Origin of the sequence: Buchnera aphidicola (Microlophium carnosum), from assembly GCA_011752475.1 — a bacterium.
Lineage (GTDB): Bacteria > Pseudomonadota > Gammaproteobacteria > Enterobacterales > Enterobacteriaceae > Buchnera > Buchnera aphidicola_BG.
Window position 1 is genome coordinate 477,392 of sequence record CP048747.1, and the last position, 14,227, is coordinate 491,618.

Genomic DNA, 14,227 nt, shown 5'->3' on the forward strand with positions numbered 1-14,227 from the left:
CAAATGTCAGAAGTAAAAAAAAGCAATAATTGTAAAAATGATATTAGTGATAATGAAATAAAAAGAAGAGAAGAAAAATTTGTTAATATGAAAAAAACAGGATTTTCTTTCCCAAATAATTTTAAAAGAAATACTACTTCAAAAAAAATTCATCAAAAATACCAAACGAAAGACGGTAATAAACTACAAGAATCAAAAATTAAAGTTTCTATTGCCGGTCGTATGATACAAAGACGCATTATGGGAAAAGCTTCTTTTTTTACACTGCAAGATATGGAAGGAAGAATACAAATTTATATAAACGAAAAAAACATATCACCTGAATTCTATAAAGATCACTTTAAAAAATGGGATATTGGAGATATTTTAGGTGTGGTTGGCACACTATTTAAAACTAAAACAGGAGAACTATCTGTTTATTGCCAAAATGTTCAAATACTGAATAAATCATTAAAACCTTTACCAGATAAATTTCATGGTTTATCTAATCAAGAAATACGTTATCGAAAAAGATACCTCGACTTAATTAGCAATAATAAATTGTATTATACCTTTAAACAACGTTCTAATATTATTATGGCAATTCGAAATTTTATGATAGAAAACGATTTTTTAGAAGTCGAAACTCCAATGTTACAAAGTATTCCTGGAGGAGCTAATGCTCGTCCTTTCGTTACTTATCATAATGAAATTGATGCTAAAATGTATTTAAGAATAGCTCCTGAATTATATTTAAAAAAATTAATCATTGGTGGTTTCGAACGTATTTTTGAACTTAATAGAAATTTTCGTAATGAGGGAGTGTCAGCTCGTCATAATCCAGAATTTACTATGATGGAAGCATATGTTGCATATTCTAACTATGAAGATATGATGATCTTAATAGAAAATCTTTTTAAGAACATTACTACATTACTTTTCAAAAAAAATGAAATTACATTTCATGGAAATAATTTTGATTTTAGCAAACCATTTCATAAGTTAACTATGAAAAATGCAATTCTTCAATTTCATCCAACAATTACATTATCTGATTTAAACGATTTTGACAAAATAAAAAAATTTGCAAAATCCATAGGTATAAAAGTAGAAAAAAAATGGGGAAATGGTCAAATAGAAAATGAAATTTTTGAGAAAACAGTAGAAAAAAAATTAATCCAACCAACTTTTATCACTCAATATCCAGTAGAAGTTTCTCCATTAGCGAGACGTAATGATGTTAATTCGAATACAACTGATAGATTTGAACTTTTTATTGCTGGATATGAAATAGGAAATGGATTTTCAGAACTCAATGATGTAGAAGATCAAAAAATACGATTTTTAAATCAAATTAAAAAAGCAGATAAAGAAGATAATAAAAATATATTTTATGATCAAGACTATATAGAAGCATTAAAATATGGTTTACCACCAACATCAGGATTTGGAATTGGAATAGATCGTTTAATTATGATATTAACAAATCAAATTAGCATTCGTGATGTAATTTTATTTCCAACACTTCGTTCTTTTAAAAAATAATTTTCATGGATTAAAAATTTATCTTTTAAAATATAAAAAGTTTAATAAAAATGAGACGAGATATAAAATGCCAACACCTCTCAATAATACTGAAAATAATCTTAATATAAAAACAATTAAAGATTTAATAAGAAAATATCAACCTCCATTTTGGGTTTATGACTCCGAGATTATTTATAAAAAAATTAAATTACTAGAAAAATTTGATGTTATTAGATTTGCTCAAAAATCTTGTTCAAATATTCATATATTACGGATGATGAAAAATAAAAATATAAAAATCGATGCGGTTTCATTAGGTGAAATTGAAAGAGCTTTATCATCTGGATTTGCACCAAATACAAATGAAATAGTCTTTACCGCAGATATTTTAGATCAAGAAACTTTATTTAAGGTAGTCGATTGTAAAATACCAGTCAATGCCGGATCTTTAGATATGTTAACACAATTAGGAAAAATTTCACCAGGTCATCATGTGTGGTTAAGAATTAACCCAAGATTTGGATATGGACACAGCAAAAAAACTAATACTGGAGGAGAAAATAGCAAACATGGCCTTTGGGAGCCTGAACTAGCAATACCAATTATAAAAAAATATAAATTAAAATTAATAGGATTACATATGCATATAGGTTCAGGAGTAAACTATTCCCATTTAAAAAAAGTTTGTGAATCCATGACTAAATATGTTTTTCAATTAAATCAAAAGATATCGTCTATTTCTGTTGGCGGAGGATTACCTATACCTTATAAATTTAATGATGAACCCATCGATATAAAAAAATACTTTATGTTATGGAATATAGCAAGAAACAAAATATCTGAATTTTTAAAAGAAAAAATTCAATTAGAAATTGAACCTGGAAGATTTCTAGTTGCAGAATCAGGTATTTTAATTTCAAGAGTATGGGCTACAAAAAAAATGGGTAACAATAACTTTGTTTTAGTAGATGTTGGGTTTAATGATTTAATGAGGCCAACTATGTACGGAAGCTATCATCATATATCTATTGTTGCTGGAGATGATAGAATCATTGACGAAAAAGAAACCACTAATACTGTTGTTGCAGGTCCTCTATGTGAATCAGGAGATATTTTTACGCAAAAAGAAGGAGGAACTGTTCAATCTAGAAAATTGCCAATCATAAAAATAGGAGATTATTTGATTTTTCATGATACAGGAGCTTATGGCTCTACAATGTCATCTAATTATAATACAAGACCACTTATTCCGGAAATATTATTAAAAAATAATAATTCTATTGTTATTCGCAGACGTCAGACAATTGAAGATATATTAAACTTAGAAAAATAATATTTTTTTAATAATTCATTATCATTAAAATATTTTTTAATAAAGGAATATTATATAATATATGTACATCTTTTTTCCTAACTTAAACCCTATAATTTTTACTATTGGTCCAATCTCTGCTCGTTGGTATGGTTTTATGTATCTTGTTAGTTTTATATTTGCAATGTGGTATGGAAAAAAAAATAGTATTAAAAATAAGAAAAAATGGTATGAAAAAAATATCGAGATATTATTATATGCTGTTTTTTTAGGATCATGTATTGGAGGAAGAATAGGATATATTGTTTTTTATAATTTTACATATTTTTCTCAAAATATACTTTCGATATTTCATATATGGGAAGGAGGCATGTCATTTCATGGAGGATTAATAGGAGCTATTATTGTTATGCTATATTTTTCCTTAAAATATAAAAAAAAAATGTTAGAAATATCTGATTTTATAACTCCATTAGTACCTTTTGGATTAGGTGCTGGAAGATTGGGAAATTTCATTAATAGTGAACTATGGGGACGTGTATCACCACACTTTTCATATGCAATGATTTTTCCTAACTCTCAATATCAAGATTTAGAAATGATAAAAAAGTCTCCTCAATTACAATCATTATTAGAAAAATATGGAGCATTACCACGTCATCCTTCCCAATTATACGAATTTTTTTTAGAAGGTATTCTTTTATTTTTTATAATTTATTTTTTTTCAAAAAAAAATAGACCAATAGGTAGTATTAGTAGTTTATTTTTAATTTGTTATGGAATATTTAGAATATTTATAGAGTTTTTTAGAGAACCGGATCCTCAAATAGGACTATTGCAAAACATAATCACCATGGGACAAATATTATCGATCCCAATGATTATTGCTGGTTTAATTATTATGTACAAGTCTTCCTGTAAAAATAAATTATGAGGAATTATGAAACAATACATTAAATTAATTAAAAAAATAATTAAGATCGGAAATCCAAAAGAAGATCGTACAGGAACAGGAACTTTATCTATTTTTGGTTATAATATGAGATTTGATTTAAGAAAAGGTTTCCCACTTCTTACAACAAAAAAATGTCATACCCCATCTATTATTCATGAATTATTATGGTTTTTAAAAGGAGATACTAATATTGACTATCTTAATAAAAATAAAATATCAATTTGGAATAATTGGGCAGATAAATCTGGAGATGTTGGTCCAATATATGGAAGGCAATGGAGAAGTTGGAGCACATTAGAAGGAAAGAAAATCGATCAAATAAAGAATATATTAATACAGTTAAAAAAAACTCCTAACTCCCGTAGAATGTTAGTTTCTAGTTGGAATGTTGGAGATATAGATAAAATGAGATTACCTCCTTGTCATGTTCTTTTTCAATTTTATGTTTATAAAAATATACTCAGTTGTCAACTGTATCAACGTTCTTGTGATGTATTTCTTGGACTACCTTTTAATATAGCCAGTTATTCAATACTTATACATATGATAGCACAACAATGTAATTTAAAAATTGGAGAATTTTTATGGACAGGAGGTGATGTTCACTTATACAACAATCATATTAAATTAGCACAAAAACAAATATTAAGAACACCTCGAAAACTACCAGAATTAATAATTCTTAACAAACCTCAGTCATTATTTCAATATTCTTTTCAAGATTTTAAAATTGTTGGATATGATCCTTACCCTTCTATTAAAGGAAAAATATCTATATAAAATAAACAATTTTATATTAGAAATAATATCTTTACGAATCAATTTGGATTAATTTTAACTAATATATGAAATATATATACATAAAAACTTGGGGCTGTCAAATGAATGAATATGATTCATCTCTAATAGCCACATTATTACAAAAAAATAAATACTTGCTGACTAACTCAGTAGAAAACGCTGATATTTTAATATTAAATACTTGTTCGATAAGAGAGAAAGCTCAAGAAAAAGTTTTTCATCAACTTGGAAGATGGAAAAAAATAAAAAATAAAAACTCAAAAATTATCATTGCTGTAGGAGGATGTGTAGCGACTCAAGAAGGTGAGGAAATTTTTAAAAGAGCAAATTACGTAGACATCATATTTGGAACTCAAACTTTACACAAACTACCAAAAATGATTTCTGAAGTAGAAAAAAAACGAAAATTATCTATTGATATTAGTTTCCCTAAATTAGAAAAATTCAAATATTCTTTAGAACCCAAAAAAACAGGATATACAGCAGATATTTCTATTATGGAAGGATGTAATAAATACTGTTCATTTTGTGTAGTACCATATACAAGAGGCAGTGAAATTAGTCGTCCATGTGATGATGTTTTATTTGAAATATCAATGTTAGCGAAGCAAGGAGTGAGAGAAATTAATTTATTAGGGCAAAACGTCAATGCATATCAAGGTCCAACTTTTAATGGAAAAATTTGTTATTTCTCAGAATTAATAAGATTGGTTGCAGAAATAGATGGTATTGATAGAATTCGTTTTACTACTAGCAACCCACTTGAATTTACAGATGATATTATTGAAGTATACCAAGACACACCAAAACTAGTTAGTTTTCTGCATCTTCCTGTTCAAAGTGGTTCTAATAAAATTCTTAATTTAATGAAGCGTTCATATACAGTAGAAGATTATGAATCTATTATTAAAAAACTAATTATTGCTAGACCCAATATTCAAATTAGTTCTGATTTCATTGTAGGATTTCCTGGAGAGTCTGAAATAGATTTTCAAGAAACCATGAACCTTATAAAAAATATTAATTTCGATATGAGCTTTAGTTTTATATACTCTACCCGACCTGGAACACCTGCATCCAAAATAAAAGATGATCTTGATATAAAAGAAAAAAAAAGACGTTTATATCTTTTACAAGATCGTATAAATATACAAACTATGTTATGGAGTAGAAAAATGTTTGGAAGCACACAATCTATTTTAGTAGAAGGTGTATCTAGTAAAAATATTATGAATTTGTATGGGAGAACAGAAAATAATAGAATTGTTACTTTTAAAGGTTCCTATCAAATGATTGGACAATTTGTTAATGTAAAAATTAAACGAGTGCATACACATTCATTAAAAGGTGAATTATTGTAAAAATAATTCAGTTCAGAACTATGGAAAACATTATTATAAACCTTCAGATTTGTTGCAAAAGCAATAAAAATATACCAAAAAAATTACATTTTAAGAAATGGATAAAAAAAGTTTTATACAAAAAAAAAACATTAATATAATAACGATACGTATCGTAGACGAATTAGAAATTCAAAAACTAAATTTTACTTATAGAAGACAAAATAAACCAACGAATATTTTATCATTTTCTTTCAATAAATTTATTACAACTAATCATAAATTATTAGGAGACTTAGTTTTATGTAAAAACATCATAGAGAAAGAATCTTTAAAATATAATAAATTACTAGAATCACACTGGGCTCATATTACAATACATGGCACACTACATTTATTAGGATATGATCATAAAAATACTCAAGAAACAGATATTATGGAGAAAATTGAAAATAAAATGATGTTATCTTTAAATTATAAAAAACCATATTGTTTAAAAAATTAGTAATCTTTTATAAAAAATATTTTAACTGAAGCGTTTCTACAATAGAATAGTAGAACATATTTCAAAATAGACAACTTAATACCATGAGTGATAAGCATCCGCAAAACTGTGATAAAATAAATAAAAAAGGATTTTTTTCTATTTTATTAAATCAAATTTTTCATGATGAACCTAAAAATAGAGAAGAATTATTAGTATTAATTCGAGATTCAGAGCAAAATGAACTAATTGATCAAGATACTTGCGATATGTTAGAAGGAGTGATGCATATTGTCAAAAAGAGAATAAAAGACATTATGATCCCACGAACACAAATGATAACATTAAAGTTAAATTACAATCTAAATAAATGTCTGGATATTATTATTGAATCTGCACATTCTCGTTTTCCAGTGATGAGTAGTGATAATAATTATGTTGAAGGATTTTTAATCGCTAAAGATTTATTACCATTTATGAAAAATTCAAAAAATATTTTTTTCATAAAAAATATATTACGACCAGCTGTTGTAGTTCCAGAAAGTAAATATGTAGATAGAATGCTAAAAGAATTTCGTTCAAAAAGAAATCACATGGCAATAGTTATAGATGAATTTGGAGCTGTTTCAGGTCTCGTAACCATAGAAGATATACTTGAATTAATTGTTGGAGAAATTGAAGATGAATATGATGATGAAGAAACATTAAATATTAGAAAATTACAAAAATGCACATTTTCTGTTAGAGCTCTTACAGAAATAAAAGAATTCAACGAAACCTTTAATACTAATTTTAGTGATAAAGAAGTAGATACTATAGGAGGTTTAGTTATGAAAGAATTTGGTCGTTTACCAAGTCGCGGTGATAGCATAAATATCGATGGTTATTCTTTTAAAATTTCTACAACAGATAGTAGAAAAGTTATACAAATACATGTAACTATTCCAGAAAACAAAATACCAGATCTAATAGAATCACAATAAATACTAATTTTTTATTTAAAATAGAAAAATAACATTGTTTTCTTAATTGAAACTAAAAGTATTATATTTATCAAATACTTCTTTCAGAGAAAAATATGGAAAAAGAATATTCACCAAAAAAAATAGAACTGTATGTACAAGAATATTGGAAAAACAATAAAACTTTTGAAGTAAAAGAAGATTGCAAAAAAGAAAAATATTATTGTCTTCCGATGCTCCCATATCCTTCTGGCAAACTACATATGGGTCATGTTAGAAATTATACTATTAGCGATGTGATTGCTAGATATCAAAGAATGCTAGGAAAAAACGTTTTACAGCCAATGGGTTGGGACGCTTTTGGATTACCTGCTGAAGAAGCAGCTATAAAAAATAATACTACCCCCTTTTCTTGGACAAAGAAAAATATAAAGTATATGAAAAAACAACTTCAATCCCTAGGTTTTAGTTATGATTGGAGTCGTGAAATAACTACATGTAATCCAGAATATTATCACTGGGAACAGTGGTTTTTTACTAAGTTGTATGAAAAAAAACTAGTATATAAAAAAAATAGTTTAGTGAATTGGTGTTCTTATGAGAAAACAGTTTTAGCTAATGAACAAGTTATTGATGGATGTTGTTGGAGATGTCAGAATAAAATCACGATAAAAAAAATTCCGCAATGGTTTATAAAAATAAGAAATTATGCTGAGTCCTTATATCAAGATCTAAAGAAACTAACTCACTGGCCTGAAAATGTGAAAAATATGCAACGAAATTGGATTGGACGAATAAAAGGATTTCAGCTTACACTAAATATTTTTGATACTTGTCAACAATTAAAGGTATTTATTAATAGATTAGACCTGATAATGGGTGTGACATATATTTCAATATCTACTTGTCATCCATTATGCGTAAATTTATCTAAAAAAAATGAGATTATTAAAGAATTTATAAAAAAATATAAATACATCTCACAAGAAGAACTTAAACATGTTAAGTATTTAGGGATTAATACAAATCTATTTGTGATTCATCCACTCACAGAAAAAAAAATACCAATTTGGATTGCAAATTTTACTATAAAAGAATATGGCGTAAATGCCATGTTATCTATTCCTGGACATAATGAAAATGATTGGAATTTTGCAATTAAAAATAATATAAAAATTAAATATGTTATTTTACATCCTAATGATCAAGAATTCAATTCACACAATTCTTTTATAGACATTAAAGGAACATTATTCAATTCTAAAGAATTCAATGGATTAAACTCTGAAGATAGTAGTAAAAAAATAAAAAAAATACTATGTCAAAAAAAAATATTAAAAGAAAAAATTAATTATAAACTACAAGACTGGTGTGTATCAAGACAACGCTATTGGGGTACTCCTATTCCAATGGCAAAATTAAAAAATGGAGAAATTATATCTATACCAGAAGATGAACTACCTGTAATTTTACCAAAAATTCAAAACAATATAAATTCATTACATAAACCTATTGATCCTACTTCTAATTGGGCAAAAATTATTATTAATAGTAAAAACGCTATTCGAGAAACAGATACTTTTGATACTTTCATGGAATCATCTTGGTATTATGCAAGATATACCTGTCCACATTTTAATACAGGTATGATTGATTCAGTAGCATCAAAATATTGGCTTCCTGTTGATCAATATATTGGTGGAGTAGAACATGCAATTATGCATTTGATGTATTTTAGATTCTATCATAAATTACTACGTGATTTTAAATTAGTTGATTCTGATGAACCTGTAAAAAATTTACTATGTCAAGGTATGGTTCTTGCTGAGGCTTTTTATGCAATTGATAGCAATTTTAAACGTACTTGGTTTCATTCATCGTCAGTCTTAATAAAACGTAATTCAAAAGGAGACATTATTAAATCATATAACAAACAAGGGAAAGAACTAGTTTATGCTGGAATGATTAAAATGTCTAAATCAAAAAATAATGGAATTGAACCGGAATTAATCATTCAACGTTATGGAGCTGATACAATTCGTTTATTTATCATGTTTGCAGCCCCTGTAGAATCTTCTCTAGAATGGAAAGAATCTGGTGTTAAGGGAGTATATCGTTTTTTAAAAAAACTTTGGAATCTAATATTAAATTATATTAATGTACAAAAAACACACAAAAAAATGAACTTTGATTTTTTAAATGATCAGCAAAGTGAATTGCGTTACCAGTTACATAAAACGATCGCTAAAGTATCTGATGACATCAGTCGTCGAAAAACATTTAATACTGCTATTGCAACAATTATGGAATTAGTAAACAAACTAGTACAAGCACCAATACAAGAAGAAAAAGATAAATCTATTATGCGAGAATCTTTAGTCTGTATAATTAAAATGCTCTACCCATTTACACCTCATTTTTGTTTTTTTGTTTGGAACTATTTTAACGAAAACACACCTATTGATAATGAACAATGGCCTATCTTTCAAGAAAATATTCTATTAAAAAAATATAATGTAATTGTTGCTCAAATTAATGGGAAGACACGTTGTACTATAAAAATATCTAATAATTTAACTCAAGAAGAAATATTTTTACATGTTCAAAATGAACCAATAATAAAAAAACACTTAAAAAATATTGATGTAAAAAAAATAATATATATTCCAAGAAAAATAATAAATTTTGTAATATAAAATTAAAAATACATTTCTAAAAAATAGCAATATAACTTATATGAACAATATAACACCAGATAAATTAAAAAAACAATTAATGCAAAAATTAGAATCTTTTTATATTTTTTTAGGAGAAGATACTTTTTTGTTAGAAAGAAATCAAGATTTAGTATTAAATTTTGCATATAAAAAAGGATTTTCAAAAAAAGTGATAATGAATATAGAAAAAGATACAGATTATAAAAAGATTATTTTATTTTGCAAAACTAAAAATTTATTCTTTAAAAAAACTACTTTAGTCGTTAACTTTCTAATTAAAAAATTAAATATGATTGCAAATGAATATATTTATCAAATATTTTCTTTATTTAATCCAGATATTTTAATGATATTAAAATTTAATCATTTATCTCATTTTTTTAAAAAAAATAAATTATTCTATACATTTAAAAAATGTAATATAGTTTCTTGTTTTACACCATATAATTTACATTTTATTAATTGGATTACATATGAAATGCAAGAAAAAAATATAGAAATGGAAGAAAAAGCATTTTTTTTATTATGCAAATATTATGAAGGAAACACTTTATTTATATATAAAATTTTAGATATATTATCAATAACATGGCCTAATACTTGCATCTCAGCAGAAAAAATAAAAAACGTTATTATTAATTTTTTTGATTTATCTCCATTGCATTGGATTAATTCTATATTTCAGAGACAAATAGAAAAATCTATTTACATATTAAATGTTTTTTGTAAAAAACAATACAATCCTCTCATTTTAGTACGTTATTTACAAACAGATTTATTAAAATTAATTTATATAAAACGTGAAAAAAAAATAAGTATGCATATATTATTAGAAAAAAATAATGTTTGGAGTACAAGATATAAATTTTTTATAAATGCTTTTAAAAAAATAAACAATAGTAGTTTGTTAAAAGCAATTCAAATTCTTGTAAAAATAGAAATAAACATCAAAAAAAAATATAATAATGATGTTTGGAATCAACTACAAGAATTAACTTTAATACTATGCAACTAATATTCTTTATATCAAAAAAAAATGAAAAAATTACATGGAATTTTTGGTGGAAATTTTGATCCTATTCATTATGGGCATATTTATTCAGCTGAAAAATTAGCAAAAGAAATATCCATAGAAAAAATAATATTTTTACCAAATAACTATCCTCCTCATCGAAAAAAAAGTAAAACATCGATAATAGATAAAATAAAAATGATTAAACTTGCTACTCATAACAATCCTTTATTTCAAGTAAGTTATCTAGAAACAAAAAAAAATCATTTTTTTTATACTGTAGATACACTAAAACAAATTAGAGAAGATACAAGTTATGTAAGGCCTTTATGTTTTATAATAGGAGAAGATAACTTACAAAAGTTTCATCTCTGGAAAGATTGGAAAAAAATATTATTGTATTCTCATTTATTAGTGTGTCCTAGAAAACATAATAATAATCACAACCATGAATTGAAAACATGGATTAATTCCAATACTGTATATGATTGTAATTTGTTACATCAGAAATCATTTGGATTAATTTTTTTCGCAAATATACCTCTTATGGATATCTCTTCAAGTAAAATAAGAAAAAATTATTCTATGGGAAAAAGTTCTTATACACTCTTGCCATCTATTGTAAATAATTATATTTTATTAAAAAAATTATACTATAATAATTAACAATATCTTAATTCTTTTTTGTTATTTTTTATCATACTAAAAAAATAATCTGAAATATATACAATCAAAAAATGAAGAAAAAAAATATTATATTGAATCTAATTGGACTTCGATGTCCAGAACCGATTATGATGATAAGAAAAACTATTCGTAATATGAAAAAAAATGAAAAAATATTAGTTTTATCAGACGATCCTACTACTAAAAGAGACATTCCAAACTTTTGTTATTTTATGGAACATAAATTATTAACACACGAAATCACAGTTAAGCCTTATCGTTATTTATTAAAAAAAGGATTATAATCTCTTTAAAGATGTTGAAAATTTTTTTTATGATCATAATATATTTAATATATACACTTAAAATTTTATATATAAAAATATAGTGTATATATTAAAAAAAAACTATTATAGTAATAGAAAAAAATATTATACATTAATTAATATATTTAACATTCTTCTTAAAGGTTCTGCAGCACCCCATAAAAGTTGATCTCCAACAGTAAAAGCTGATAAATATTTTTTACCTATATTTAATTTTCTTAAACGACCTATTGGTATATTTAATGTGTTAGTTACGGCAGATGGAGTTAGTTTTAATAATGTATCTCGTATATTATTTGGAATAACATCAACCCATTGATTATGCTGTTCAATAATTGCTTCAATATTTTTTAAAGATAAATCTTTTTTTAATTTAATAACAAATGATTGGCTATGACAACGAAGTGAACCTATTCGTACACATATACCATCAATTAAAATTTTATTTTTATTTTCTAAAATTTTATTAGTTTCAGCTTGACCTTTCCATTCTTCTCGGCTTTGACCATTACTCATTTCTATGTCAATCCAAGGTATCAAACTTCCAGCTAACGGTACAGAAAAATTTTTTATAGGAAAATCAAAACTACGAGACATTTGAGTCACTTTATGTTCAATACTTAAAATTGGAAGAGAACTGTTTAATAAATCTTTTTCTACAACGTTATATAACTTGCCCATCTGATTTAATAACTCTATCATATGACGCGAACCTGCTCCCGATGCTGCTTGATAAGTAGATACAGAAATCCATTCAATTAGTTCTTTTGCAAATAAACCTCCCAAAGACATTAACATTAAGCTAATAGTACAGTTTCCCCCTATAAAAGATTTAATTCCTTTATTTATAGCATGTTGTATCAAATTATAATTAACTGGATCTAATATAATAACAGAGTCGCTTTGCATTCGTAAATTAGAAGCTGCATCTATCCAATAACCTTTCCAACCATTTTTTCGTAATTTTGGATAAACCTCTTCAGTATAAGAACCTCCTTGACATGTAATTATAATATTCATTTCTTTTAATACATCAATATTATAAGCATCTTCTAAAACATTATGTGATATATTATGTAAAATAGAACTAGTTTGACCAGACTGAGACGTTGAGAAAAATACAGGTTTTATTTTTAAAAAATCATTTTCTTCTTGCATTCGTTTTAATAAGACTGATCCAACCATTCCACGCCAACCAACTAAACCTACAATTTTCATCATTAATCAATACGCGGATAATTTACATTAACAACAATATTTATCACAATTAATAATAAAGTAGCTAAAGTAAATGTTTTCCGGCTCCTAAAAATAATTAACAAAAGAATATTAATAATAAAGTTTATATAAGAAAAATATATACTTTATACAGAAACAAGAGAATTTTAATAAAAAATTAAAATAGAAAATTCTATTTTAATATTAAATATACTATAAAATCATAATTTTCTATTAGAAAAAATATTTTATATTAAAAAATAGCATGACTTTAAAAGGATACAATAGATTAAAATGACTGAAATTATCTCTACAACCATATTACTAGTGCTAATTATGGATCCTTTAGGAAATCTTCCAATATTCATGACAATATTAAAGCATTTAGAAGCTAAAAGACGAAGAATTGTAGTTATACGTGAAATGATTATAGCATTAATTGTTATGCTATTATTCTTATTTGTTGGTGAAAAGATACTAATTATTCTTAATTTAAAAACTGAAACTGTGTCAATATCTGGCGGTGTTATTTTATTTTTAATTGCTATTAAAATGATCTTTCCTTCTGAAGATAATAATAATGAAGTAGTTTCTTCATGTGAAGAACCTTTTTTAGTTCCTCTAGCTATTCCGCTGGTAGCAGGACCATCTTTATTAGCAACATTGATGTTGCTATCACATCAATATTTACATCATATGTTTTATTTAGTGGGATCCTTGCTAATTGCATGGTGCTTGACAGTTATAATATTATTATCATCTGGTTTGTTTTTAAAATTGTTTGGTTCCAAAGGTGTCAATGCTTTAGAACGTCTTATGGGTTTAGTTTTAATTATGCTTTCTACTCAAATGTTTCTAGATGGAATTAGAGCATGGTTTAAAAATTAGATATATTATTTTTTAAGAACCTGTTATTAGTAAAATAACA

The 14,227-nt window shown here is 25.4% G+C and carries 13 protein-coding genes; 12 read left to right on the plus strand and 1 reads right to left on the minus strand.

Annotated features, from left to right (window positions below):
- Nucleotides 1–3 precede the first annotated feature (3 nt).
- The 11 genes from lysS to tusA all read left to right on the plus strand — a co-directional run bounded on the left by lysS (nucleotide 4) and on the right by tusA (nucleotide 12,060).
- Nucleotides 4–1,524 carry a lysine--tRNA ligase gene (gene lysS, locus G4A98_02175; GenBank protein ID QIQ42008.1) on the plus strand — a complete coding sequence of 507 codons (1,521 nt, stop codon included), beginning with the start codon at nucleotides 4–6 and terminating at the stop codon, nucleotides 1,522–1,524.
- Between the two features lie 67 nt (nucleotides 1,525–1,591).
- Nucleotides 1,592–2,839 carry a diaminopimelate decarboxylase gene (gene lysA, locus G4A98_02180; protein QIQ42009.1) on the plus strand — a complete coding sequence of 416 codons (1,248 nt, stop codon included), beginning with the start codon at nucleotides 1,592–1,594 and terminating at the stop codon, nucleotides 2,837–2,839.
- 61 nt (nucleotides 2,840–2,900) lie between these two features.
- Entirely contained in the window at nucleotides 2,901–3,752 is an 852-nt protein-coding gene (lgt, locus tag G4A98_02185) for a prolipoprotein diacylglyceryl transferase (protein ID QIQ42010.1), read from the plus strand.
- Nucleotides 3,753–3,758: 6 nt separating this feature from the next.
- Nucleotides 3,759–4,553: a thymidylate synthase gene (gene thyA / locus G4A98_02190; GenBank protein ID QIQ42011.1), complete on the plus strand. Its 795-nt coding sequence runs from the start codon at nucleotides 3,759–3,761 to the stop codon at nucleotides 4,551–4,553.
- Between the two features lie 65 nt (nucleotides 4,554–4,618).
- On the plus strand, nucleotides 4,619–5,935 hold the full coding sequence (gene miaB, locus G4A98_02195) for a tRNA (N6-isopentenyl adenosine(37)-C2)-methylthiotransferase MiaB (GenBank protein ID QIQ42012.1): 1,317 nt from the start codon (nucleotides 4,619–4,621) through the stop codon (nucleotides 5,933–5,935).
- Nucleotides 5,936–6,032: 97 nt separating this feature from the next.
- A complete protein-coding gene (gene ybeY / locus G4A98_02200) occupies nucleotides 6,033–6,419 on the plus strand; it encodes an rRNA maturation RNase YbeY (GenBank protein ID QIQ42013.1) in 387 nt (128 codons plus the stop codon).
- Between the two features lie 83 nt (nucleotides 6,420–6,502).
- Nucleotides 6,503–7,381, plus strand: coding sequence for a CNNM family magnesium/cobalt transport protein CorC (gene corC / locus G4A98_02205; protein QIQ42014.1), 879 nt, complete (start codon nucleotides 6,503–6,505; stop codon nucleotides 7,379–7,381).
- A gap of 95 nt (nucleotides 7,382–7,476) precedes the next feature.
- On the plus strand, nucleotides 7,477–10,056 hold the full coding sequence (gene leuS / locus G4A98_02210) for a leucine--tRNA ligase (GenBank protein ID QIQ42015.1): 2,580 nt from the start codon (nucleotides 7,477–7,479) through the stop codon (nucleotides 10,054–10,056).
- A gap of 40 nt (nucleotides 10,057–10,096) precedes the next feature.
- Nucleotides 10,097–11,092, plus strand: coding sequence for a DNA polymerase III subunit delta (gene holA / locus G4A98_02215; protein QIQ42016.1), 996 nt, complete (start codon nucleotides 10,097–10,099; stop codon nucleotides 11,090–11,092).
- 21 nt (nucleotides 11,093–11,113) lie between these two features.
- The gene (nadD, locus tag G4A98_02220; protein ID QIQ42017.1) at nucleotides 11,114–11,755 is read left to right on the plus strand and encodes a nicotinate-nucleotide adenylyltransferase; all 642 of its coding nucleotides are present in this window, start codon (nucleotides 11,114–11,116) and stop codon (nucleotides 11,753–11,755) included.
- Between the two features lie 71 nt (nucleotides 11,756–11,826).
- Nucleotides 11,827–12,060: a sulfurtransferase TusA gene (gene tusA / locus G4A98_02225; protein ID QIQ42018.1), complete on the plus strand. Its 234-nt coding sequence runs from the start codon at nucleotides 11,827–11,829 to the stop codon at nucleotides 12,058–12,060.
- A gap of 126 nt (nucleotides 12,061–12,186) precedes the next feature.
- Here tusA and asd read toward each other — a convergent pair whose 3' ends face one another.
- Entirely contained in the window at nucleotides 12,187–13,299 is a 1,113-nt protein-coding gene (gene asd / locus G4A98_02230; protein QIQ42174.1) for an aspartate-semialdehyde dehydrogenase, read from the minus strand.
- A gap of 294 nt (nucleotides 13,300–13,593) precedes the next feature.
- Between asd and G4A98_02235 the strand changes: the two genes are divergently transcribed.
- Entirely contained in the window at nucleotides 13,594–14,187 is a 594-nt protein-coding gene (locus tag G4A98_02235) for a YhgN family NAAT transporter (protein QIQ42019.1), read from the plus strand.
- Nucleotides 14,188–14,227 lie beyond the last annotated feature (40 nt).

Bases quoted from the DNA above. Each gene is read 5' to 3' on its own strand.
- lysS (QIQ42008.1), top strand. From the start codon at position 4: ATGTCAGAAGTAAAAAAAAGCAATAATTGTAAAAATGATATTAGTGAT.
- lysA (QIQ42009.1), top strand. From the start codon at position 1,592: ATGCCAACACCTCTCAATAATACTGAAAATAATCTTAATATAAAAACA.
- lgt (QIQ42010.1), top strand. From the start codon at position 2,901: ATGTACATCTTTTTTCCTAACTTAAACCCTATAATTTTTACTATTGGT.
- thyA (QIQ42011.1), top strand. From the start codon at position 3,759: ATGAAACAATACATTAAATTAATTAAAAAAATAATTAAGATCGGAAAT.
- miaB (QIQ42012.1), top strand. From the start codon at position 4,619: ATGAAATATATATACATAAAAACTTGGGGCTGTCAAATGAATGAATAT.
- ybeY (QIQ42013.1), top strand. From the start codon at position 6,033: ATGGATAAAAAAAGTTTTATACAAAAAAAAAACATTAATATAATAACG.
- corC (QIQ42014.1), top strand. From the start codon at position 6,503: ATGAGTGATAAGCATCCGCAAAACTGTGATAAAATAAATAAAAAAGGA.
- leuS (QIQ42015.1), top strand. From the start codon at position 7,477: ATGGAAAAAGAATATTCACCAAAAAAAATAGAACTGTATGTACAAGAA.
- holA (QIQ42016.1), top strand. From the start codon at position 10,097: ATGAACAATATAACACCAGATAAATTAAAAAAACAATTAATGCAAAAA.
- nadD (QIQ42017.1), top strand. From the start codon at position 11,114: ATGAAAAAATTACATGGAATTTTTGGTGGAAATTTTGATCCTATTCAT.
- tusA (QIQ42018.1), top strand. From the start codon at position 11,827: ATGAAGAAAAAAAATATTATATTGAATCTAATTGGACTTCGATGTCCA.
- asd (QIQ42174.1), bottom strand. From the start codon at position 13,299: ATGAAAATTGTAGGTTTAGTTGGTTGGCGTGGAATGGTTGGATCAGTC.
- G4A98_02235 (QIQ42019.1), top strand. From the start codon at position 13,594: ATGACTGAAATTATCTCTACAACCATATTACTAGTGCTAATTATGGAT.